This is a genomic window from Paenibacillus sp. FSL L8-0333 (genome assembly GCF_037965665.1).
GTDB classification, from domain to species: Bacteria; Bacillota; Bacilli; order Paenibacillales; family Paenibacillaceae; genus Paenibacillus_AQ; species Paenibacillus_AQ odorifer.
In genome coordinates this window covers 3,949,844-3,975,497 of record NZ_CP150186.1, presented here as the reverse complement: position 1 = coordinate 3,975,497, position 25,654 = coordinate 3,949,844, and the positions used below count along the sequence as shown (strand labels likewise).

The following is a 25,654-nucleotide window of genomic DNA, read 5'->3' as shown; positions in this document are numbered from 1 at the left end:
GGAGTTCTTCTTTTTTTTATTGTTGCATCATAATTCTGTAAATCAGCATGGCTGCTTCGGCACGTGTGGAATGGGCAGTTGGTGTAAGCTGCTGCTGAGAGTCTCCTTTAATGAGACCTGTTGATACCAGCGCCGCAATATCATTTGCCGCATAATTAGAAATTTGATTATGGTCAGTGTAGCTGTCTAATGCAGAGGAAGAGGTCGTATTCGATTTCCATACCTCTGCAGCCTTCAATGCCCTAGCTGCCATAACAAACATCTCTTGTCTGGAGATGGAATCATGAGGGTGGTAAAGACCGTCGGTTTGGCCCGTAACGACCCCTAATTTCTGAGCAGTCATAAGTCCCTCATAAAAATAATCGTTAGGTGACACATCAGCAAAGCTATTTCCTTCTGCTGCGGATAGACCTAAAGCTCTAACTAATAATAGTGCAAAATCTGCGCGTGTAATAGTCTGTTCGGGTCTAAACTCTGTTTCCGTTACACCATTAATGACACCTTTTGATGTTAGTACTTCTACAATAAACTTCGCCCAATGAGAATCTGTTATATCCCTGAACGTTTTGTGATTGTAAACGGCGGCGTATTGTCCAGATGAATTTGTTGTTGAGAAAATAGCTTGCTTCTTATCTGAATCATAATTCCCGCCTAATACCGGTTGGATGACTCCGTACTCATTGACGTTCCACACTACAATAAAGGTGTTGTTCAATGGAGGTACAGCTTCTAGATAAGGAAGCCCAATTTGTATGGCTGAATTTAAGCTCTCTAATTGAACTGTTGTACCATCCAAAAGTAGCTCGTAATCAATAAGCAAACGTTCACCCAATCGCTTCTTTAAACTTCCTGTTGTATCGACAGATTTGAGGAGCAAAGTAACTGTCTTCACATTGTCCAGTGTCTTCGCCGGGAATAGATTATCCGGAAGTACAAAGGTAGCTAGTGTTGTATTGATCTCAAACTGCAATGTGGAAGTTCCAACAAGAAATGCAGCGGCAGGGAGAGTGACTTCAAATGAGCTATCATCTGACGATTGTTCCTCTGCAAGCTGAATTCTTAGGATTTTATGGCCTGCAGAATTAGGTTTGGCTAAAGCGATAATCTTTTGTAAGGAAGATTCAGTCAATATCGCACTAGTTTTTCCTCCATTCATAGTAGTAGGTATCTCAATCCTTACGCTACCGTCCAAATGGAGTATAGTAGTGGCCGAATCTCCAACCGATGATCCGGAACTGCCTGAGCTCGGGGCAGCCGTCGGGCTTGGAGAAGCCGTCGGACTCGGAGAAACAGTCGGACTCGGAGAAGCCGTCGGGCTCGGAGAAACAGTCGGACTCGGAGAAGCCGTCGGGCTCGGAGAAGCGGTCGGGCTCGGAGAAGCGGTCGGACTCGGAGAAGCCGTCGGACTTGGAGAAGCCGTCGGACTTGGTTCCGGTCCATCAAAAGGAATGAACTTCAAGAAATCGCCCCAGATTATATTCCCGTCGGCATCCCGAGAGTAATTGACTACAGGATTTAAGCTGACAAAGTTAGAATCGGTCAGTTCTAAACCTGATTTATTCGCCGATCGCGTACCGTCAAACATGAAATTATTGTCCGCAGCTAAAGAAGCTGGATATTGGTCTTTTGCAATGTTGGCAGTTCGGTAAGATAAGAAACCGTCAATCGTAAAGTCAGCAGTAATGTGATCATAAGTGGTGAAGCTTATATTACCACGCATATTGTTAAATCCGATGTTGTTGATGGCGATCACACCTGGATTACTATTGCTTGTAAAACCATAAGCGCCATTACCAAAGGCGATTGAATCGCGAATGGTATGTGTGACATGAATGCCTTCGCCACCAAGCTTGAAGCCATTTTTATCACCGGCACCTACGGTTCCGTCTGTTAAGAACCCATTGTTGAAGGCGGCGCTGTGCTCAATCAGCACTGAACCTATCGCTCCTGAGCCTGCTTTCGTATATAAGTCCCAGCCATCGTCGATATTGTTATGCGCCAGACAACCTCTAAAAATATTACCAACACCCGCAGTCAATTTTGCCGCAAAGCCATCGGCATTATTGTCGGATGGATCACGGTTGTCGAAAGAGGTACTGTTGAGAATTAAGTTGTAGGAAGGCCATTCACTGAGTTCTATCGCGGTACCATCTGTTCGGCTGATTTGTAGACCAGTGTCACCATTCGCATAGAAACGGCTATTTTCAACGATGTTATAATTGCCTCCCACTGTAAAGCCCTTGGTATTCCCAGCTGAGCGAGTGAAATCAAGTCCCTTCACATGCCAATAGTTTCCGCTCAAGAGAACGCCTTCTGTTTTTTTGTCAAAATCAAAGATAGGTCTTGCTCCTGGTGCTGCTTCTATATACTTTTTGGCGGAGGCTTTACCATCATTGTACTTTTTAATCTCAAGTGGTGATTTCCGCACATAACGACCCTCAAGCACAATAATATGCTGACCTGGCTTAACGAAATCAATCGCAGTATCGATATCAAGTGGGAGATTGATCGTTCCATCTCCGGAGCTTGATCCGGTGGGCGATACGTAGATCTCATCATCTTCGTTATAACTTTTTAGGGTGACGGTAAAGTTGCTGATAATCTTCTCATAAGAGGTCAAATACTGAGTATCATCTGGTAAAAAAGTAATACTAAAGTTCGTATCTCCTTGATCAAGAAGTCTCGTGGGAATAGAAAGACGTTTACCAGCTATTGCCTCGATATCCTGAGCGATGATCGTAGAACCTTGCTTCAACGTCACCGTTCCGTTGACATTAGAGCGTACAATCATTTGGTAAGCTGGATCTGAAGTTTTACTTAGTGAAAGAATATTTAAGATAGGTGTGACGGGAATCGCAGGTGGTTCTATTTTAGGAGAATCTGTAGCTGCTGAAGTGACTGTTAATTGAATATTGCTTACATTAATTGTGGCTAAACGAGCGGCATAGAATCCGACGTACATTTTTGAATCCTGTACGCTAAGAATGTCTGGTGTGAAATGAATAGCTTGCTGGCCATTATTGAGCTGTCCTGTAAAACCACTATTCGTCTTTGCTAACGTTAAATGGTAAGGTGCTGCAGGAACAGTATTGGCAGGTGCCGGACGTTCTTTTTGAAGCATGATGGTTTGAATCCCTTTACTGCCAGTCCCATCCGTTTTTTCAACTCCAGTGCGGACAAAAAGCTGTGTGCCCAGATCGCTTTTCGTCCCGCCGCTATAACCACCGAGGGCAGCTATATTGGATGCAAAGACGCTAGAATTTCCTTGTGTGCCGATGACGTCACGTGCCATAATGCCAAAAGATTCTTGCCCGTCATATGGATTTTTTGCAAAAGCCAACACTTGGACATCCGCAGACAGCACGAAATTATCTTCCGAAGCATCTAGCTCGGTGTAATAGAAGGTAATGCCGTCATGATCTTCGGTGACTTTACCGCCGCCTTCCAAAGCGATCAGCTGGGCGGATCCATCCTCGTTGACAATCGTCTGATTGTTAGCAGCTGAAGTGGACTGACCGAATTGAATGCTTTTCCAAATGGGATCCATCTTTTCTTTTACTGTAACGGAATACGTAATGGGCTTAATAGAAGAATCGGTAGGGAGTATACCAATTTCATACAATCCAGCTGCCTGATTGTCGAACTTGGAAGTGTCGAGCGTATAGCTGTTTAGCTTCTCTCTATCTGAATTATCATACACTTTGGATACGAGCAGATTTTTGCTGTCAAAGTTGTCGTTAATAAAAAAGGTAGTTTTAGGATAGCTGGTGACTTCGATGCCTACTAGTTTTTTAACGTTGACCTTAACTTGAAAAGAGGTTGTTAAGCCTTTATGCGTAATTGTGATTTTTTTATCGCCAGATGTCGTGGTGTCGAGAGGAGAGACTTTGTATTCATTGTTCAACAGCCGAATCTGTGTACCATCACTGTAATGAGCATAAACCACAAGTCCTTCTAGTTTGAGGGAGTCACCGATATAGTAGAGTGTTTGTTTAGGTTCATTTCGAATTTCTAAAGCGGATAACGTCGCTGCTTTTACTTCCACATTAAAGGTCGTTGTGATTGCCGGCGCCTCTGTTGAAGTAACGGATACCGCTGTGGAGCCTGATTGCGTAAATAGATACGGTAATAAATCGCTGACCGGTTGTCCGTTAATGGAGAGGGAATAAAGATCACTGGTCAGTTCTTTGGTCAAGAAGCCGTCATTATAATTGGCAACAAGAACAAGACCTTCTGGATCGAACGTATCCCCTGGATAATAAACGGTTTTAGCTGGATAATACTTCACTGATAATGAGGTCATAGATAATGGAACGATTTGCAAAGGAATGCTCACGAAAGCACCGTTGCAGTTAATGGTTATGATATTTTCTCCAACCTTGCTGCTATCAAAGCCTGTAACAATATAATCCGTAGAAGACAAAACGGCCTCACTCTCATCAGAAAAAATAGCCTTAACGACTAATCCAGTCAAATCAAGGGATTCACCAACCAGATAAGTGGTTTTCGTCATTGCGCTGGTATCAGCGGTTAAGCTGGTTACGATTTTGGATTCAAGCTGGATGTCTATGTCACTGAAAGTAACAGTTGCATCTCTAGCTACATAGATTCCGGCAAAAAGAGTATCTGTGAACGTATCGTCCAGAGTTATGATTTCGGTCTGATCACCCACACTTAATCGATAAGTATCTCCTGTTTTTTTAATACTTAGCGAATATACAGCTCCTGCGGACGGGGCCTGGATATCGCTAAAAGGATTTAACTTCACTTGGGTGTCTTTTTTATAAAAACCTTTCATTACCTGATCCAAAGCACTCACCGCCGCATAGTTAGAAGTGGTTGTGCTTGTATCTCCGTTCGTCCCAATACTGTCGCGGAGCATAAGACCGAAGGATTTCTGGTTAGGTGTGCTGACAGTGCTATTGCTATTAAAAGCAATCACTGAAGCGGTCGCTTTCAGTTCAAAGTTCGCATCCACAGGAATCTCTTTCGAATAAAAAGATATTCCCTCATCGCTGCTGGAGATTTTGCCGCCGTAAGTCGTCATCGTTACAGAGGTTGGACTTTCAATTATAGGTTCGGGGTTCTTAGTTGGACTAGTGTTGCCTCCGAAGGCGCTGAAGCCCCAAGGTCCTAGCTCGATTTGACCTTCTTGACTGAATTGAATATTACGGAACGTAACCGTAGTATTTCTAGCGGTGTAAAGGCCCGCATATTGAATGGAGCCGTCAAAGCTTTCGATCGTTTTGGTTTCATTGCCGATGCGGACAATATACAGATTTCCGGTCTTTTTGATGCTTAATTCGTAATTCTCTCCTTGGGCAGGGCGATTAACGTTATCAAACACGTACCCAAGTTTCTGTAGGCTTGTATTTTGCAATTTGTGAAACGCTTTCATTTCTTGATCCAAAGCACCCACGCCGACGTAATCTCCAGAGTAGGCTCCGAATTGGTTATCCCACACATTGCCGCGCAGCATTATTCCGAAGGAAACTTGGTTATTGGCTGTCCAAGCATCCACGTGAGCCGTTGCCTTCAACTCAAAATTAACACTTGGATCAACCTCTTTAAAGTAATAAGCGATACCTTCCGTGCTGCCCGATACTTTGCCTCTATCGTTCGAGCTTCGCAGTGTAGCTGATCCATCCGTGTTCTCCGTAATGCCAAAGTTGGCTGCAGTAATCTTGTCTTGCCCCCCAACATCACCAAATACGCTGCCTTGCCATTCACTTTGAATGTTAATCATTCCTTCATAAGGATCAGGTGCTTCCTCTGCAAACATCGATAACGGAAAAGAGGAGCACAAAAGCAGGAAGGTTACGAGCATGGCTAACAAACGTTGTTGTTTTCTCAATGATTAAAACCTCTCCTTATATGATCGATTTTGACCAAAGCTAAGCTTGATCATCCGAAATTATACGTTATCACTAAAGCGTACAGCTATAATCAATACGCCATATAACGCTGTTTATGCAGTAGGAGAGGGAGAATCTGAGTTAATGACACCCGGTTTATGCCTTTGCTTCTGCTACTTATGTGGAGTTTTCGGAGCTTGGTGTTGGTGGTTAGCACGCTGGCGTGGTGGTTACGGGCGCCGAAACTGCCGATAAGTACGTTCGCAGTGGAAGTCCGTGACCTTTTGAGCCCAAATTACTTCCGCGGTTGTCGTTACGGACCCTAATGCAGCTATTTCTGCTAATTCGCTCATTTTCCCTGAGTTTCGGACTGCATAGCTCTTAATGAGCTGAAAAAGTGGATCAGAGCAGTGTTTTTGAGTAAATAGCTGCAACGGAGTCCGATAGCGTGGCGAAAACGAGGAAATTCAGCAAATAAGGGCTATACGGTCCGAACGTAGGGAGTGCATTGGTGATAGTCGTAGGTATTCTATAAGATACGTAGATTCTGGGGAAATCAAAGCCAAAATACGGGCTTGGCTGTGGGTAATTCCTTCCGCGGTTGCCGTTACGGACCGTAATGCAGCTATTTCAGCTAATTCGCTCATTTTCCCTGAGTTTCGGACTGTATAGCTCTTATTGAGCTGAAAAAGTGTATCTGAGGGGTGCTTTTGAGTAAATAGCTGCAACTGAGTCCGATAGCGTGGTGAAATCGAAGATAATTGGCAAATAGGGGCTATACGGTCCGAACGTAGGGAGTTCAACTGGCGAGAGTGTATTAATGGATGGCAAACAGATTAAAACTGGCTTACAAAGTGAACCAAATCATCTAAATATTGCTCAACAACAATATGTCGTGGGAAAAAGACTGCGGTCAAATATGTTCTTAATGGTGATGAGGCATTCTTTTTTGAGAGCATAGAGTGATCAGCATCAGGAAGATAGAAGACGGAGAGTAGGTTTTTAGGAATTTTTTCACGGTAAATACGTTCGGTTTCCTCAACATCTACATTTATATCTTGCCCGCCAAGAACTAAGTGGACAGGAGTAGTGAAGTTTTTTAAATCCTCACTCGCATCTGACTGATAATTTTTAGAGAAAAAACCCCATTTTTCTTTGGAAATTAAATCGTCCGATTGTGCAATTCGCAAGTAACTTTCATATGACGCCTGTTCCTTAAGTAGCAGTAGGATTTGCGCGTTATAATCTTCTCTCTTTTTTATTTCCTTTTCCGAAAAACCTTCTAAAATCATCTCTTGTCTGGTATTGTATTGTCCTTGAGAAATCCATTGAATGGCGGGGGATACAAGAATACTGAAGGCGAGATCAGGCACTTTTTTAACAATCTTGGGAATCACCCAGCCCGCCTGACTTGCTCCCCACAAACCAATAGCTTGAGCATCAATCATAGGTAAGGCTTTAGCCCAGTTAATAGCATATATAGTTTCTTGTGCTCTATCCTCCATGCTTTGCTCTAGCCAGTTCCCTGAGGAACCCCCAATACCTGGTTTGTTAAGAGATAAGGAAGCATATCCGGCAGAGGCGAGCTTTTCCCACAAAGGTTTATATCCATCATCGTAAGTATCATTAACTGGGCCATCCCCATGAACAAAAACTACCAGTCCGACGGTTCCAGAGTAGCTTTCGGGCAGAACTAAGGTTCCTGTTAGTTGACCTTGAGGCGTATCAATTTCAATTTTTTGCTCAGTCATTGAGAAAGAATGTTGCTGTAGTACGAACAAGACCGCTGCAATTAACAACGAAATGGTAATCATCCAGACAGTTAGCTTAATTTTCTTTTTCATTCATTGATCCCCCAGATTGTAGCGATGTTTTTCTTGTCATGTAATGCCAAATAGGCTCTTTAAAAAGTAAATGTCTTACCGCGCTATAGTTAGATTTATGGATCTCAAAGTTCAACTGCTGGTACATATTAATGGCTCGTTTATTCTTGTTAGCAACATGTAGCGTTAATTTTTCAACCTCAGAATGACTGTTTACAAAATCCGCCGCCCAACCCAGCAACTCTTTGCCAATTCCCTTATTACGGTGACTGGACCGAACAGCCAAATGAGCCACATAACACTCTTTTGCTCTAGGTTGATAATCCAAAAAATATAACCCAAGGATTAACTTACAAACATTTAAGTATCCAAATTTCTTGAATAGCTGCAAAAAGGGAGCCCGATTCAGTGGTTTAATTGATCCTTTTTTAAGGGAGAGCGTATCCTGCCATTTTAAGTAGATAGTGCCAACCACTTCTCCGTTTTCATAAGCGATTATTTGTTTAGATGATAAGGAAGAAGAATCTTGTTCCCAAAGTCTTATAAGTAGATCAGCAATTTCATTGTCCTCGAGAGAGAGGAGAGAGTGAAATTTCCCGTGAAATGCATCTACCAATAGCCTGCTTACAGCCTCACGATCTTGTTCCTGGTAATGGGCGATGATAACCTCGTTTGTACTCATTTAGTGGTATCATCTAAGGCATGCTCGATTTGAATTTGAAGCTCATAATGAAGCTTGTCGTTGTTAAACATGGATAGGTACGATTTCTCCAGAATGATGATTGGTCCCAATACCATGTAGTGATGCCCATTTAAAAAGTGTTCCAGCTTGGCAATTTCATGATCTACATCCTGATCGTCAGCTACAAAAAATGCTTTATAGAGATAGCACCCTTTTTCTAAAAAAATGTCAGGGGCGGGAGTGGTTTCAATGGTTTCAAAGCATAAGGTTACTTGTTCAGAATCGTATACATAATGCAAATCTGTTTCAAATAAATGATGGTTCTGCGGTCTTTTTTCATATAAACTTCGTGCAGTTAGTGTTTCGTTATCCTCTAGCACCAACCACTTTTTCAGATAACGATTGTCCACATGTTTAATTTGATAATCCCCCTCCATGTTGCCATAATCTGCATGTTCTTTTAGTACCTTTTGTATAAATTGTTGCAGCATTATTAATTGGTTTATTTCTGAGTTGATTTTGTTTAGCGATTTCTCTAACAGCTGTTGGTAGTCATTCGTTGCGGATTTATTCATACTTTGGTTAATGGTACTGACAGGGATGTTTAATTTGCGGAGCAACAGGATATGTGCCAATTGATAGATCTCATCGATGCCGTACATCCGGTACTGATTATTGTCTATATAGGATGGAAACAGGATTTCTTTTTCTTCAAAATATCGAATCTGGTGGATAGATACATTCATAAGTTTTGATAGTTCTCCAATTGTAAGGTACGGATTCAAGGGCGGTGCTCCTAACTGTAAGTTATTTGATAAAATAACTATAAACCTTAGGTCAGACCTAAGGTCAAGCGTCGATTAAAATACGGGATAAGCAGAGCACTTTTTTTCTAAATAATGATTAGTAATAGTAATGGGTGGTATTGAAAAAGACTTAGATTTTGGAAGGACAATGCGGGGGTGCAACGGATTAGATTCATGATCATTTTTTTGTATGAGCCTTGCTGGTATGACCTTAGAGTTGCCATTACGGACCGTAATGCAGCTATTCGTACATTTCCGCTCGTATTCCAAAAGTTAGGGACTGCATAGCTCTTATTAGCTGCAAATCGACTCAAAATGGGGTGGTTATGAGCATATAGTTGCAACTGAGTCCGATAGCGTGGCGAAAACGAAGATAATTGGGAAATAAGAGCTATACGGTCCGAACGTAACTTTGTTAATCAAACCAAACTAATCAAATCAAATCATCACATTCTAAGCTGATAGGTTCGATTGCGTTCTTTTCCACCAACGATCTCTAGTAGCTGCTGTTCAACTAACTCATGTAAAACACGTCGGGCATGACGATTAGTGACTCTAAGATGATGGGTGAGTTCAACAGGTGTGAAAGGACGCAGAAGACGTCTTGCGAAACGAAGTGTTTCAGCTTCTAACCATGTTAATGAAGAGGGCACGTCTGAAGCCATGAATTTGCCGATGAATGCGAGTACTAGTTGTTGACATAGCTGAGGCTCGTCCGTGATTGAGGGATAGGCGATGGATAGGAAGGTCCAACCGTCTAGCGATAATAAGGAATGGCGTCTACATAAATCTTTGAATCGTCGTACATCAAGATCTCTAGCATGCGGACCGTAGCCTTGAATCTCAATTCCGCCCTTTGCTCCACCTGGCATATAGGCCAGATCAAGATAACGATAACCATTGTTGAAATCGCGCACTTCCCATTCCGGGAACAAGTAGTTGAAGTTTCCTACAGCAGGAAACCATACCGCACGTAGAAATTCGACTGTTCCATAGCCCAACCCTTTTGCAAGAAGCTCCTGTCTGCGGGGATTGTTCTCCTTATCCAAGTTGATCTGTAACCATTCCTCTAGTTGCTGTTCGAATCTGAACATTTTGTGTATCCTCCTTAAGTAATTTTTTTTGAAAAAAGAAAAAGCCGCTCCCATACAATTCCTCCTGAGCTTACCCAGGATAGAGATTGTATAAAAGCGGCGTGTTCTTCACGACCTATAGTTGCTATTATAACGAGTGCTGAGGATTTCTTCAATGAGTTACTGTGTATAAGGATGACGAATCCGATTAGGTTTTAGTTGAAGGAAGCTAGCAGGGTGAACGAGCTGAATTTGCTGAAGTTACTAGTTACTCTAAAAGCGGATTCTTCCCCCGCGCGGCCGCATGGCTTTTCTAGGACGATCATCATGTGGTTACTGATCCGCAAAAATGGATTACGTGCTCTGCGCAATATCATTATTCATTTTCGAACGTTGCGGACCGTATTGCAGCTATTCGTACATTTTCGCTCGTATTCCAAAAGTTACGGACTGCAAAGCTCTTATTAGCTGCAAATCGACTCAAAATGGGGTAGTTATGAGCGAATTGTTGCAACTGAGTCCGATAGCGTGGCAAAACCCTCATTTTTCAGCAAATAAGGTCTCCTGAGTCCGCATGCGCGCGGTGTAAGTATTCAGAGTTCCCAACGACGTCAGAATTGTCTATCTAGTCCAAGTCGTCAGATTATCATTGTGTCCATGTCTTCCATGTCCCAAAGTCGTGTAACTCCAGCATGAACGGACCGTATTGCAGCTATTCGTACATTTTCGCTCGTATTCCAAAAGTTACGGACTGCAAAGCTCTTATTAGCTGCAAATCGACTCAAAATGGGGTAGTTATGAGCGAATTGTTGCAACTGAGTCCGATAGCGTGGCAAAACCCTCATTTTTCAGCAAATAAGGTCTCCTGAGTCCGCATGCGCGCGGCAGATACATTCGAGTTGCCAAAGTAGCACAAGTCGCCCAACTGGTCCTTTAATTTCGTCATTAAACTCATCAAGCTCATACCGTCGTCCTACTCATCATGCTCATACCGTCGTCCTACTCATCGTGCTCACACCGTCATCCTACTCATCATGGTCATATCAGACCATCTTTTCATACAAGTCCCGCTTTTTCAGAAAAAAATCCTAATAAAGGCCCATTACTTTGTCGAATTGTGAAGGAAATTAGAAAATTTTATAGAATTATCTATGTTCATCTAAACTTTTTACTCTTCAACACGTGTTGCAGGATGGCCCTGGTGATTGCTGCAGCTTTACTCTTCCATAAAAGGGGCCGATACGATGCTCAAAAGGACATTACTTATCTATCTGATTGGTTTAATTTTATTATCTGCGATTCCTCTATCCATTCTTATGGGTCACGATAAACAAGGGAGTCACCTGCAAGTGCAGCATGGAGTCATGGATCTCGCAAATTGGGATTACGAACAGGATAAGATTATCAAGTTAGACGGTGAATGGGAGTTTTATTGGAATCACTTATTAACTCCTGAGCATTTTAGGGCGGGTAGCGCAGATATACCTGCTTCTTCAGCTTGGATGGAGGTGCCCTCCCGGTGGAACGGCAACATCGTTAATGGAAGCCCTTTACCCGCCTTCGGTTCCGCCACCTATCGGATGGTTCTAAAAAACCTGCCCGTAAGTGGGGTATTCGCCTTGAAAAAAACAAATATCCGCTTTTCAAGCAGGATTTTTGTTAATGGACAGTCAGTTATTGAGGATGGTAATCCTGCTGCTAATGAAGCTGATTATCGGTCAGGGAATATCCCGCAGATTGGGCTTTTTTCGTCTGATAAGGGAGATGTAGAAATCATAATTCAAGTCTCCAACTTCGATTATGTAAATGGGGGCATTCCGGTTTCTTTATCCTTTGGTGAGGAAGCAGCAATGATGGAGGTTCAGCAGAAGAGTACGGCCCGTGAATTTAGCACCGTTGCTATTTTAGGCACACTTGCCCTTATCTTTTTTATCTGCTTTGGGGCAGCGTCCTTATACCGTAAGCAGGATTACTCTTTACTTGTGTTTGCGACTATTTGTTTGCTGTTTGCGATATATCATGGGTTGATCGGTGAGCGTTCACTCTTACTCTTTTTCCCTAAACTTTCGTTCATAATGCTCTACAAAGTAAAGGATATAAGCTCCATCTCCTGCTTTATTGTGCTCGCAATATTTTTTTACCAAATGCACAAAAGCATAATATCTTTAAAATTCACTCAAGCCATAACGATTGTTTTAGGCAGCTTTATAATTCTGGTCGCCATCCTGCCGATTCGTTCTTACACGGTCATTTATCCGTATGTGATTATTTTATATGAGCTGATGTTAATTTGGATGTTATGTAGAGTGGCCACCCTGTATATCAGAAGCGCAGAAGTAAATAGAATCAAATTGCTGCTGATGTTTATGGCGATTCTAGCTATTAATCTATATTCCATAGATATTATTCTGTTTGCTCTTTCTATAAAAGAGAACCTTTGGCTCGGGCAGTTTTACATTGTGGCTTTTAATATCATCATGATCGTGCTGATTGTTCTACGTTTTTTTGAAGCCTACCATACCATAGACGAGATGAAAAACCAGTTGATCGGGCTGGATAAAATTAAAGATGAATTCCTTTCCAACACCTCACATGAACTAAAAACACCTCTGAATGCCATAGTGAACATTACAGCTACGCTGCTGGATGGGGTTGAGGGTCCAGTTAATGAAAAACAAGCGCAGAATCTAGCGATCGTAATCGGGAGCGGCAGAAGATTAACACATATGGTAAATGAACTACTCGATTATTCCAAAATGAAGTACGGAGACATCACATTATACAAAAGCAAACTGGATTTGAAAGCCGTTGTTGATTCCGTCATTGGCATTCATTCTTTTCTGCTCGGAGAAAAGTCGATCCTGCTCGTTAACAGAGTCGCTTCGAATTTCCCTATGGTGAATGCAGATGGCAATCGCCTGATTCAAATTTTCCACAACTTGGTTGATAATGCGATTAAATTTACGGAACAGGGTGAAATAGAGATTAGTGCCAGAGTTATTCAGGAGTGGGTGGAAGTACGTGTGGCAGACACAGGTTTGGGAATCTCACCGGAAATGCAGGAGCGTATTTTCAAAGCTTTTGAGCAGGTGGATGAGGCGGAGATTCATAGTCATGGTGGAACAGGACTCGGATTAAGTATTACTAAGAAGCTAGTAGAACTGCATGGCGGGAACATAGCTGTGGAATCTACAGTGGGAAAAGGTTCGGTGTTTATTTTTACACTTCCACGGTGGGATAAAGCGGTTAAGCCAATCACGAGACCAACCCTTAAGGCGGCACATTCTTATAAAGAATTAAGTTTCTCCCATGGTGGTTATCCCCTTTATATCAAAGGCGAGATCGATGAGCCCATTTTAGTAGTGGACGATGATTTTGCCAATCTGCAATCTATGATCAATCTGTTTAAGCTGGAGAAATATTCTATTGTGGTCGTCAATCGCGGGCAGATGGCACTTGAGGAGCTAGCGAAAAATACAGATTTTTTTCTGGTGGTACTGGATATTACCATGCCGGACATTTCGGGTTATGAGGTTCTGCAAAAGATTAGAGAGAGATTTACTCCTTTTGAATTGCCTGTGTTAATGTTGACGGCCAAGAACAGGGTGAGCGATATGAAGATGTCCATGGATAACGGTGCAAATGACTATGTGGGAAAACCTTTTGAAGCTGAAGAGCTAATGGCACGTGTTAAAAGTCTGACCCGATTGAGAGCTTCCGTGAAGACTGCCAAAGACGCTGAAATTGCTTTTTTACGATCCCAGATCAAACCTCATTTCTTATACAATGCTCTGAATTCAATTGCTGAACTATGTGTGGAAGAACCTGAGAAGGCCGAAGAGTTGACACTGCAGCTGTCACAGTATTTGCGAAGCAGCTTTGATTTCAAACAACTGGATTCACTAACTAGTCTGGAGAATGAGATTGAGCTGGTAGAGGCTTATATCAATATTGAAAAAGCACGCTTCGGTGCCAGATTAAATGTGGAATATGATGTGAGAGTAAATACGGATTACCGGATTCCTCCGCTGATTCTACAGCCTTTGGTCGAAAATGCAATAAGGCATGGCCTAATGTCCAATTTGCGGGGTGGCACGGTAAATATATCTGTAAAGGAATTAGAGAATTCGCTGATTAGCTTTATTGTGGAGGATAATGGATCTGGAATGAGTGAGCATAAATTGAAAGAAGTAATGAAGTCAGATGTAGATAAAAGAGGGGTGGGGCTGTGGAATATCAGTCAGCGCATCAAGCTGTTATATGGAACAAATATTCATATTCAAAGTGCTGAAGGATTAGGCACAACGGTATCTTTTGAAATTCCAATACAGCAGCTTAAACGGATGGGAGGTTAAGGCATGCTGCGAGCGATTATTGTAGATGATGAGGAGTTATCGGTAAAACGCCTGAAGCGGATCTTATCGCAGAGCGGAGAGATTGAAGTCTATGAGACGTTTTTGGATCCAGCGGAAGCCTATGCTTTTGCGAAGGCCCAACCGATAGATGTAGCTTTTTTGGATATTTCTATGCCTGAGACGAATGGGATGAAGCTTTCTAGCCTTTTGCATGAATTGGATGAATCGATAGATGTGGTTTTTGTAACCGGATTTGATGAGTATGCGCTGCAGGCTTTTGACCTAAGTGCAGTGGATTATCTTTTGAAGCCTGTAACTGCGGAGCGGTTGTCTAAGACGTTAGAGAAACTCAAAAAAATGAATCGAAATACAACGGCTGAGCCTACGTTAGAAGTTTTTTTGTTAAATGGTTTAAAAGTGTACCGCAGAACGCAGAACAGAGAGCTAATCAAGCTGAGAAGTCCAAAAACAGAAGAATTATTTGCTTTTCTGGTTAGTAAAGGAACGGTTAGCCGGGAGGAAATTATCGACACGTTGTGGAGCGGATTGGAGCCTGAAAAAGCATGGAAGAATCTGAACTCGACGCTGTATTATATTCGAAAAGCAATCGGCGCCAATTATATAAAAGCAAGCAGGAACGAAATTCATGTAGTAGAGAGCAGCATTTATTGTGATCTGTATGAATTTGAGCGATTGTTAAAGCAAATCAGGCAAACCTCTGAAAGACATGTTGAATGGATGATTCAAGCAGAAGTTTTATACTCAGGAGCATTACTCAAAGGAAAAGCTTATGAATGGGCTAGTAGCAGGACCCGGAGACTCGAGCATGAATATATAGGATTGCTGGAGCTGGCTGCAAGATTTCATTTAGAGCAGAATCAGCAGCATCAAGCACTGCATTATTTTGGAGAAATATTAAAATTAGATTCCTTGCGAGAGGACATCTATCATGAAATCATCAACTTATTAATTGAATTAGGGAGAATGAATGAAGCACAGCGGAAATTTGGCCAATTGGAAGAGATGTTGCAGCAAGAGCTCGGAACAACACCCGATCCTAAACTCAAAGCGTTAATGAAACAGAAGTTATTGTAATGGAAGGAACCTTCGAATGGATGGTTATCGAGGGTTCTTATTTTGTTTATTTTTTGTTTATCTTAATTTTGTATAATACTCTCGATTATTGTCGAATTAATGACATGATTTATGCTAGAGGGGGAAATAGAGTTTGAAGCCATCATTTATGAAAATAGGCATTAGTATTTCGTTATGTACTGGACTTGTGGTGCAGGGGGTGGGTCCTATGCAAACTCCAATCATAAGTGCAAAAGCTAGTTTAGGTTGGATCGAGAATAGCCCAGCTATAATAACGTCCATCAATGAAGATGACTATTCCAACGCAGGGGTTGAGGTAGCCAGCTTTTTGACAGGAAAAGTATCGGATCCAGCGTCAACAGGGATTGCTGTAGTAGCTTTAGATAATACCAAAGGGGCCTGGCAGTATTACAACACGGTGGGAAGAATTTGGTATAATATCGAGCCGGTGTCGAACAGTAATGCTTTTCTGCTGCTGAAATCGGAGAAAATCCGTTTTGTCCCGGCTAAAGACTGGAACGGAACTGCTTCCATTAGCTTTAAGCTATGGGATACGACAGCATCAGGTTATCAAAATTATCAAAAAAATGCGAATACCACAGTATCTGCCGCGTTCAGCTCAGATCCGGGTATAGCCGTAATTACTGTAAATCCAGTGAACGATGCACCTTATCTGACAGAACTAAATGGTGGGGACTATCTTAGTTTTGACGGTAACGGGGATTATGTGACCTTCCCGGATCAACGGATTTATGGGAATTCTTTTACAGTTGAAGGATTTTTGAAGGTAGATGCTTTTCAGACCTGGATGAGATTTTTTGAATCATCGATCGCAGAGCAGAACCACAATATTTTTGTGGGTTTTAACGGCAAACGGATGAATTTCACTGCCTACACTAATAAGGGAGATATTAATGTCACTGAGGATTTCCCGATTTCTAAATGGGTTCATGTCGCGATTGTTTATGATCACAGTCAGAAAAAGGGACGGATTTATTGGGATGGTGTACTTAAGGCAGAAGGGGCTATGGATTTAAGTACTGTAGGCAACGTTGCACGTCCGAATAACTGGCTTGGAAAAAGCACGTGGAGACAGGACGGAGATTATAACGGTGGAATGAGAGACGTGAGGTTCTGGAGTAAAGCCAAGACCCAAAGTGATATTGTTCGAGAAATGAATGTCGACTTGACAGGCTCGGAGCCTAATCTGGCTTTAAACTATAAATTAGCGAATAGCAATGATGGGAATGTCGCTATTAATACTTCTGGTCTTCCCCTTAAGAACGGTACAATTACTGGGGCAACCTGGAAGCAGGACACAGGTTTTATGGGGAATACTACAACCGATAAAAACAAGTCGGTCTCACGATCCTTTAAGGTCCTCGATGTGGATGGAGATGACCTACAAGTATCAGCTACTTCCTCGAATACGCTCTTAATTCCGAATAATGGACTGAAAATAAGTGGAAGTGGTGAGCAACGAACTTTAGAAATAACACCCGCAGCGAATGCTTTTGGCACCAGTGTGATTTCAGTCAAAGTAAGTGATGGAACATTAAACAACACCTACACTTTTAATGTGACGGTAAACAATACGGGGGATGTAATCGTAACCGGAGTGTCTTTGGATAAACCATCACTGAGTTTAACACAAGGAGAAGCAGGGGACACACTTAGTGCCGTAGTAACACCTGCTGATGCCACGAACAAAACAGTAAATTGGAGCTCTAGTGATGAAACTGTTGCAACCGTTGTAAACGGAGTGGTAACTCCAGTTGGCGTTGGAACAGCGATCATCACGGTAACGACTACTGATGGAAGTTTTACTGCTTCGTCTGTAGTAAATGTGAGTGCCCCAATCCCACCCGTTGTGGACGTAACTGGAGTGAAGCTAGATCAGGAGACACTGGAATTAACAGCTGGAGAAGCTGATGGACTCCTAAAAGCAACAATAGAACCTGCCAATGCAACGGATAAAGACGTGATCTGGAGCTCCAGCGATGAGACAGTTGCGACCGTTGTAAACGGAGTGGTAACTCCGGTTGGTGAGGGTACAGCTGTTATTACGGTAACGACGAAAGATGGAAGTTTTAAGGCTTCAACCACAGTAAATGTAAGTGCTCCAATCCCGCCGGTTGTGGACGTAACTGGTGTGAAGCTAGATCAGGAAACACTGAATTTAACAGCTGGTGAAGCTGATGGACTCCTAAAAGCAACAATAGAACCTGCCAATGCAACGGATAAAGACGTGATCTGGAGCTCCAGCGATGAGACAGTTGCGACCGTTGTAAACGGAGTGGTAACTCCGGTTGGTGAGGGTACCGCAGTTATTACGGTAACGACCAAAGATGGAAGTTTTAAGGCTTCAACCACAGTTAGTGTAAGTGCTCCAATCCCGTCGGTTGTGGACGTAACTGGAGTGAAGCTAGATCAGGAGACACTGGAATTAACAGCTGGAGAAGCTGATGGACTCCTAAAAGCAACAATAGAGCCTGCCAATGCAACGGATAAAGACGTGATCTGGAGCTCCAGCGATGAGACAGTCGCGACCGTTGTGAACGGAGTAGTAACTCCGGTTGGAGAGGGTACAGCAGTTATCACGGTAACGACGAAAGATGGAAGTTTTAAGGCTTCAACGACAGTTAATGTAGCCGCTCCTAAGCCACCTAGCGTTATCGTAACTGGGGTGACTTTAGACCAGACAGAACTTAACTTAACGGTGGGTGAAGGCGACGGTAATCTACAAGTTACAGTGGCACCTGCTAATGCGACAAATAAAGGTGTGATCTGGAGCTCCAGCGATGAGACAGTAGCTAAGGTTGTTTATGGAGTAGTAACTCCGATTGGTGAGGGAACAGCCATCATTACGGTAACGACGAAAGATGGAAGTTATACGGCTTCTACAACCGTCACTGTGAAGGCTCCTGTTAAGCCAGTTACAGCACCAGGAATTCCAACATCTGTAACTGCAACTGCAGAGAATGGTCAAGCAATCATCACCTTTATACCGCCGGTGAACGATGGAGGCAGCGAAATCATAGGATATATTGTAACTGCTAATCCGGGAGGTTTGACGGTTACGGGAACTGGAAGTCCGCTGACAATCAGTGGTTTGACGAATGGAACAAGCTATACCTTCACGATACAGGCAATCAATAAAGCTGGCATCAGCGAATCCTCTGCTGAGTCCAATGCAGTTGTTCCTAGCACTTCATCTGGTGGTGATGTTGTTCCGTGGCAACCAACCCCATCAGCAACTCCGGCACCTGTGGTAAATGATGCTTCCATCCTAATCAATGGTAAAGCGGAAACAGTGGGAACCGCAACGAATGGTAAACGGAATGAGCAAACGTTAACCACGATTGTGTTAGATCAGAAGAAGCTAGAGGACAAGCTCGCCACTGAAGGTAAAGGTACGGTAGTTTCTATCGCTGCAAATAGTAAATCTGATGTTATAGTTGGCGAACTAAACGGACAAATGGTTAAAAATATGCAGGGTAATCAGGCAATTCTTGAGATCAAAACAGGAAATGCGACATTTACACTGCCTGCTCAGCAAATTAATATTGACGCTTTGAACGAGCAAATCGGCAAGTCGGTAGCTTTGCAAGATATTAAGATACAGATTGAAATTAGCGCCCCTACAGCCGATAAAGTTAAAGCTTTAGAAGCAGCTGCGCAAAAAGGATCCTTTTCATTAGTTTCCGCGCCAGTTAATTTTACGGCCAGAGGTATCTACGGAGATAAGAGTATTGAACTTTCCCAATTCAATACGTATGTTAAACGTACCATAGCCATTCCTGAGGGGATGGACCCGAACAAGATTACAACTGGAGTGTATGTTGATTCCGAAGGTTCGGTACACCATGTACCTACTAAAGTGGTTGTAATTGATGGCAAATATTTTGCTACTATCAACAGCTTAAGCGGAGGTACTTACTCCGTAATCTGGCATCCGCTTGAATTTAGTGATGTGGCTAATCACTGGGCAAAAGAGGCAGTGAACGATATGGGCTCTCGATTAGTCATTGAGGGAACAGGTAATGGTCAATTTACTCCGGATCAAGCCATTACCCGTGCAGAGTTTGCGGCGATTGTTGTACGCGGTCTGGGACTTGAGATGGAACAAGCTGCAACACCATTCTCAGATGTAAAGACCACGGATTGGTATAACAGTGCGATCAACACAGCATTTGCTTATCAATTAATCAATGGTTTTGAAGATGGTATGTTCCGCCCTGATGAACATATTACCCGCGAACAAGCGATGTTAATTATCGCCAAAGCGATGAAAATTACAGCGCTACAGACTAAGCTTTCTGTTCAATCGGCTGACGTTTTGTTAGCTCCATTTACAGATAGTAGTGAGGTTTCTAACTGGGCGATCAGTGGAGTTACTGACACTTTGCAGGCAGGTATTATCATGGGAAGAAGCAGTAAAGGGCTTGCTCCAAAAGATGATATGACAAGAGCTGAGGTTGCAGAGATCGTGAAGCGGCTACTTGAAAAGTCGGATTTAATTTAATCTACTAAGCTCCAGAATTGTGATGAAGACAGAGGATTCGTTCAAAGAACATTGAACGAGTCCTCTTTTCTTTTTATGGTTAGCCAAGCAGGAGAATGGATAGTTATCCAGAAAAAATAACTTAGATCGTTTATACGATAATTAGAAAAGAGGCGAAATCTATGGAAATAAATCCAATCATTAATGATGTATTTCAGGCAGCAGAATCAGGCCAGGTAGAACGGCTGAAAGAAATCCTGGAAGCTCATTCGAACCTTGCGAATATGGAGAATAACGAAGGTCTTACACCGCTTGGTTATGCCGCGCATTTTGGTAAAGTGAAGGCTGTTCAGGTTTTGTTAGACTATGGTGCTGACATTGATGCAATGTCACATTCCCAAATCAGCTATATTCCATCCAACACAGCATTACATGCGGCAATTGCTGGTGAGCGAAATATGGAGGTGATCCGGGTTCTTTTGCAACATCAGGCCAAGACCAATATATTTGATAGTGATGGATATACTTCCCTACATTCTGCTGCTTTTCATACGGATAATGTAGAACTAATAGAGTTGTTAATCGAACATGGCGCCGACATTTCTGCTAAAATTAAAAGTGGTGAATCTGCATGGTCGGTTGCGATTAAGCAGAGTAATCATAATGTTGCAGAATTTCTCCGCGGAAAAGGAGTAGTCTTGAATGAAAATCACAGTGGATGATAAGAATGATTCAACGGTAGCTATAATCTCTGGAGAAGAGATCATTATCAATAATGTAAGGGATGCCTTAGACTTAATGATGAATGTGAAATACCAAGGATGCGATAAAATGCTTCTGAGGAAGGAACAGATTACGGATGATTTTTTCGAGCTAAAGTCTGGAATTGCTGGTGAGATTGCTCAAAAATATACAAACTATCAGATGAGAGTTGCTATCGTAGGAGAATTTACAAGCTATAACAGCAAAAGTCTGAATGATTTTATTTACGAATGCAATCAAGGCGATAAGATGTTGTTCAAAAGTACTGAAGCTGAGGCTTTAGCAGCCCTTCATTTATGCAAATCGTGGAGATGATCCAGAGAGGAGTTATATCATGGATGAAAGTAAAATCATATATGAATCGATCGGTGCCTATATTTCCGGGTTTTCGCTTGAGGTTCAGGAAATCCTTAATACGTTAAGAAAGGTGATAAAAGAGGCGGCACCGGAAGCAGAGGAAAAAATAAGCTATCAGATGCCTACTTTTGCATTACACGGAAATTTGGTGCATTTCGCTGCTTATCCCAAGCATATTGGATTCTACCCCACACCAAGTGGAATTAATGCTTTTAAAGATGAATTATCAGGTTATAAAGGTGCTAAAGGTTCCGTTCAATTTCCCATTGATAAGCCTATGCCTTATGAATTAATTAGCAAGATTGTAACCTTCAGGGTCACTGAGAATCTAAAAAAAGTTGAAGCAAAATAAGGCGTCTACTGGTATGAAATAGAGTTGTACGTCTGGCTAGGGCTGGAAGTGTGTATCCATTGTTGATCTTCTTCTTGAAGCTAGTGAACATTTGGATCCTCTTACGAGGCACTTCTTGCCTTTCTATCCTCATTGCGGACGTCGTACGAATGCCAGTATAATATCCTGGGCATAGTCCCCGAACCCACTTCCGAACAGATTTAATCCTCTTTTATTGAGTGCATCCTCCCGAATTTCAAAACGTACACGAATAGGTTCATTAAACGCCAGCTTTAAAGAGCTGATTGTAGTGGAAGATGAGAGAGAACCATTACAGCTGCTGCCCGATTTAGAGACACTCCATGTAGTAAGAGCTCCATATTCAGTTCCACTTCTCCAACGTTCAGGGGTTAGCTTCCCTTTGCGGTTACCGAAATCGGAGGGGCAAGTCCAAGTCCCGACTAACTGGTCATTGATGGATAAGCTGATATCACTGGCCCAATCCTCTCGGAACGAAGGGGCTTCTGAGCATACTTCTGCCGAAATGCGGATTTCATCCAACTCGACGCCTGGAGGCAGGGGGTTGGCAAAATAGTATTCGACATAACCCGCTTCCGCGAACCATAAGAGTGAGGCATCGACTCGTTCAGGCATGTAGAATGCTCTTGGATCATCCTGGGAGCCGATGACGCCACCATCTTTTCCGGCCATCCCACAGGACGGTTGTATGGAGCAGCGGGAGAACATGCCGATGGGCATATGTATTTCCTCGGTTTGATGCAGGCCATCCCCTAGTTTCGAAGGGAGATCGAGATGAATAGAGCGACAGGTAACCGCACAGATTTTTTCGCGATTTGCTCCTTGCGTAGACGAGATAAGATTAACCTGTTCTAACGTCTGCACATTGATAGATATGGTTGGCTGAGCTACACCTAACGTCTCAGCTAATTGACTGACACTCATAGGCTTTTCGCCAAGGGCTTCAAGAATGCGGACGCGGACGTCACCAGACAGTGCTTTAGCTACATCTAAAATGCGTGACGCGGGATAACGTATCGTTTCTTGTGAAATATCATTCATCATATTTGTTCCTTTTCGTTTAGGATGGGTTGAGGTTATTGTACAATGAAGAGTGAATATTGTAAAATCATAATAAACATTGCGAAAATAATATACTGGTGCTAAAATGGGCTCAACTTCTTATTTTGAAAGGCTGTGCTCGCCAAATGACAACTTCTATATTAGCTTCTGAGACACTTGAGATTCCTCGATCTGAACACCCTCATCCACATTGGCAACGTCAGGAATGGATGAATTTGAATGGGCAATGGTCATTTAACTTTGATCCGAACAACGAAGGTATGAAGGCGTTATGGTACTCCAATCCTGAAATCGCTTACGATTCAATGATCACTGTACCTTTTTCTTGGGTAAGTCCCTTATCCGGAATTGGCTGCGATCAACAAGGAATCGGCTGGTATCGACGCACCGTGAATGGGCAGGCTATCGACCAACAAACACGATTGTTTTTACGTTTTGGGGCAGTAGATTATTCATGTGATGTGTGGATAAATGGAGAACATGTAGGTTCACATCAAGGTGGATATGGTTCATTTGAATTTGATGTTACACCTTACTGGGCAGCTAACAGTGAGAATAATATTGTCGTAAGAGCTGAGGATTTCGATCATGCTTATCAAGCGCGGGGCAAACAAGGATATGGAGAAATCCGTGGAATTTGGCAGCCTGTATGGCTTGAAGCACGCCCCGAAACTTATATGAAAGATGCAAAGTTTGTGACCAGTATAGATGGACAGGTGAAGGTAACTACAAGAATAATTGCGCATAAAACGGGTTCGGCAGATTTTACGCTGCAATTCGCTGATCATTCCGTTGTTCATACAGAGAAGCTGCAGCTTATAGCAGGGGAGAACGAATGTAAGCTGTCTATCGATATTCCCAATCCGCATTTGTGGAGTCCAGAAACTCCTTATTTATACGAAGGTGAACTGCAGCTTAGTGGATCGTTTGGTACAGATACAGTCAGCACTTATTTTGGAATTCGCGAAATTCAGACTGCCCGCTTTGACGATCGTGATTATCGGTGGATCACCTTAAATGGCAAGCCGATATATTTGAACGGCACTCTTGATCAGTCCTATCACAAGACAGGTTATTTCACCTATCCAACGGATGAAGACATGCGGGATGAAATTTATCTAATGAAACGTTTGGGACTAAACATGGTGCGAATTCATATCAAGCCCGAAGAACCCCGTAAGCTGTATTGGGCGGATAAGCTTGGCATTCTTGTTATGGAAGATATGCCTTGTTTCTGGGGTAATCCAGATGACAAAGCCAGAGCCTCCTATGAGAGTGAAGCCCTTGAGGTGATTGAACGAGATTATAATCATCCATCTATTTTTTCGTGGGTTATGTTCAATGAGACCTGGGGTTTGAAGACAGATGCTCAGGAGGCTGGCCTCACAAGTGATGTACAGCAGCAGAGTAGTTATCTTAAAGAGACACAGGAATGGGTGCGGGAGAAATATCGCTGGGCGAAGCAGCTTGATCCGACTAGAATTGTTGAGGATAACTCGCCTTGTAATTATGATCATGTGGAATCGGATATTAATACATGGCACTTTTACATTAATGGTTACGAGCAGCTGCAAGCCCACATGAATGAGGTTGTAGATAAAACATTCCCAGGGTCGGAGTTTAACTGTATTGGTGGTAACGTACAGTCTGATGCACCTCTAATGAACAGCGAATGCGGCAACGTGTGGGGGATCGAAGGTGGTGCAGGGGACAGTGATTTGGCATGGCATTACCGCTATATGATGAATGAATTCCGGCGGCATGATAAGCTATGTGGATTCGTATTTACAGAATTCCGTGATGTTACGAATGAGTTCAATGGTTATTACCGGCTAGACGGGAGCGATAAGGATTTTGGATATGGGGATTTTGTTCCCGGGATGACGATTGCGGATCTGCATTCCCCAGATTTTATCGTGATAGATGCTCCTCCATGCCAGACAGTAGAAGCAGGGCAGAGTGTTAAAGTACCTTTGCTAGGTTCCAGCTTCGCGGACAGCTATCACGGTCATAATTTGAAGCTGAAATGGGAACTGTGGTACGACAATTTGGGGACTCGGGTCACTGCGCAAAGTGGACATATGTCTGTGAAATGGGATAACTTTGGAAACACTATACTTCCTTCTTTGAACATTACAATGCCTGGTCAGGAGGCGGCTGCAATACTTGCTGTTTCTCTGATTAATGAGAAGGGTGAAGTGATCACGCGGAATTTCATTACTTTCGATGTAAGAGGCGGTAATAACACTGTATTGTTTAAAGGTGAAGGAGAATTTATAAAAATTCCAGTGGGAGCTTATACCGAACATAACTTTAAGCATCAATGGGATGCTATCCAAGGATCTAAGATTAATGGTGCTGGGCAAGGTCATTATGTATATGAGGTTACACTGCCAGATGCAGCAGATAAATCGATGATTGGTGAGATTGAGATCATGTTCGAAGCAAGTGCTAAACGATTGCTGGCGCGGCATGTTGAAGGTACGAAGCTTAATGATATGGGCCTTGATCTTATGCATGGGGCAGATGCGAGGGTGGAATATAATCCGAATACGTATTATATGACGGATGAAGAGCGTCATCCTTCCCGAGTGAACGTTCTGGTGGATGGGCAGCGGATTGGTTCTTTCTATTTACCGGATGATCCGGCTGATAGCAGAGGGATTTTGTCTTGGCATTATCAGCCAATAGCGAATAAGCTGGATGAGGCTGGATCTTACGGCTACCTATGCAAGGCAAGTGTACCGGGGCAGTTAGCAGCGAAGCTGGATCGCAATCGTGTTTTTCGTTTGGAGTTGCAAGCAGAGGACGGCGGGCTAGCTTTGCATGGCCGTAATGCAGGTCGTTATCCACTGGACTTGTTGATTCGTTATCGCTAAATAACCTCGATGTGCAAAAAAAAAGCAATCC

The 25,654-nt window shown here is 42.8% G+C and carries 14 protein-coding genes; 8 read left to right on the top strand and 6 right to left on the bottom strand.

Going from position 1 to position 25,654, the window contains the following annotated elements:
- Positions 1 to 16: 16 nt before the first annotated feature.
- The 5 genes from NYE72_RS17720 to NYE72_RS17700 all read right to left on the bottom strand — a co-directional run bounded on the left by NYE72_RS17720 (position 17) and on the right by NYE72_RS17700 (position 10,260).
- Positions 17 to 5,854 (bottom strand): bacterial Ig-like domain-containing protein, encoded by a 5,838-nt coding sequence (locus NYE72_RS17720; RefSeq protein WP_339210132.1) that lies wholly within the window; start codon positions 5,852 to 5,854, stop codon positions 17 to 19.
- An 837-nt stretch (positions 5,855 to 6,691) separates the two neighbouring features.
- Entirely contained in the window at positions 6,692 to 7,699 is a 1,008-nt protein-coding gene (locus NYE72_RS17715) for an alpha/beta hydrolase (protein ID WP_036688171.1), read from the bottom strand.
- Positions 7,683 to 8,360 (bottom strand): N-acetyltransferase, encoded by a 678-nt coding sequence (locus NYE72_RS17710; RefSeq protein WP_076106184.1) that lies wholly within the window; start codon positions 8,358 to 8,360, stop codon positions 7,683 to 7,685. Before NYE72_RS17710 ends, NYE72_RS17715 begins: the two co-directional genes overlap by 17 nt.
- Positions 8,357 to 9,145: a MerR family transcriptional regulator gene (locus tag NYE72_RS17705; RefSeq protein ID WP_076141907.1), complete on the bottom strand. Its 789-nt coding sequence runs from the start codon at positions 9,143 to 9,145 to the stop codon at positions 8,357 to 8,359. Before NYE72_RS17705 ends, NYE72_RS17710 begins: the two co-directional genes overlap by 4 nt.
- Before the next feature lie 467 nt (positions 9,146 to 9,612).
- Complete coding sequence (locus tag NYE72_RS17700) at positions 9,613 to 10,260, bottom strand: transcriptional regulator (protein ID WP_076106179.1); 648 nt, start codon at positions 10,258 to 10,260, stop codon at positions 9,613 to 9,615.
- A 216-nt stretch (positions 10,261 to 10,476) separates the two neighbouring features.
- Between NYE72_RS17700 and NYE72_RS17695 the strand changes: the two genes are divergently transcribed.
- From NYE72_RS17695 to NYE72_RS17665, 7 genes are all read left to right on the top strand, one after another.
- Positions 10,477 to 10,707, top strand: coding sequence for a hypothetical protein (locus NYE72_RS17695; RefSeq protein ID WP_179086919.1), 231 nt, complete (start codon positions 10,477 to 10,479; stop codon positions 10,705 to 10,707).
- Between the two features lie 776 nt (positions 10,708 to 11,483).
- Positions 11,484 to 14,594 (top strand): ATP-binding protein, encoded by a 3,111-nt coding sequence (locus NYE72_RS17690; RefSeq protein ID WP_141118629.1) that lies wholly within the window; start codon positions 11,484 to 11,486, stop codon positions 14,592 to 14,594.
- 3 nt (positions 14,595 to 14,597) lie between these two features.
- Complete coding sequence (locus tag NYE72_RS17685; RefSeq protein ID WP_076142601.1) at positions 14,598 to 15,689, top strand: response regulator; 1,092 nt, start codon at positions 14,598 to 14,600, stop codon at positions 15,687 to 15,689.
- 133 nt (positions 15,690 to 15,822) lie between these two features.
- Complete coding sequence (locus tag NYE72_RS17680; protein ID WP_339210130.1) at positions 15,823 to 20,214, top strand: Ig-like domain-containing protein; 4,392 nt, start codon at positions 15,823 to 15,825, stop codon at positions 20,212 to 20,214.
- Positions 20,215 to 20,375: 161 nt separating this feature from the next.
- Positions 20,376 to 20,915 carry an ankyrin repeat domain-containing protein gene (locus NYE72_RS17675; RefSeq protein WP_339210128.1) on the top strand — a complete coding sequence of 180 codons (540 nt, stop codon included), beginning with the start codon at positions 20,376 to 20,378 and terminating at the stop codon, positions 20,913 to 20,915.
- On the top strand, positions 20,896 to 21,270 hold the full coding sequence (locus tag NYE72_RS17670) for a DUF4180 domain-containing protein (protein ID WP_036688100.1): 375 nt from the start codon (positions 20,896 to 20,898) through the stop codon (positions 21,268 to 21,270). Before NYE72_RS17675 ends, NYE72_RS17670 begins: the two co-directional genes overlap by 20 nt.
- A 19-nt stretch (positions 21,271 to 21,289) precedes the next feature.
- Entirely contained in the window at positions 21,290 to 21,664 is a 375-nt protein-coding gene (locus NYE72_RS17665) for a DUF1801 domain-containing protein (RefSeq protein ID WP_339210125.1), read from the top strand.
- Between the two features lie 129 nt (positions 21,665 to 21,793).
- On the opposite strand, the gene NYE72_RS17660 is transcribed toward NYE72_RS17665, so the two are convergent.
- Positions 21,794 to 22,726 carry a helix-turn-helix domain-containing protein gene (locus NYE72_RS17660; protein ID WP_235219558.1) on the bottom strand — a complete coding sequence of 311 codons (933 nt, stop codon included), beginning with the start codon at positions 22,724 to 22,726 and terminating at the stop codon, positions 21,794 to 21,796.
- Positions 22,727 to 22,869: 143 nt separating this feature from the next.
- Here NYE72_RS17660 and NYE72_RS17655 point away from each other — a divergent pair, with 143 nt between their 5' ends.
- Positions 22,870 to 25,623 (top strand): sugar-binding domain-containing protein, encoded by a 2,754-nt coding sequence (locus NYE72_RS17655; RefSeq protein ID WP_339210123.1) that lies wholly within the window; start codon positions 22,870 to 22,872, stop codon positions 25,621 to 25,623.
- Positions 25,624 to 25,654 lie beyond the last annotated feature (31 nt).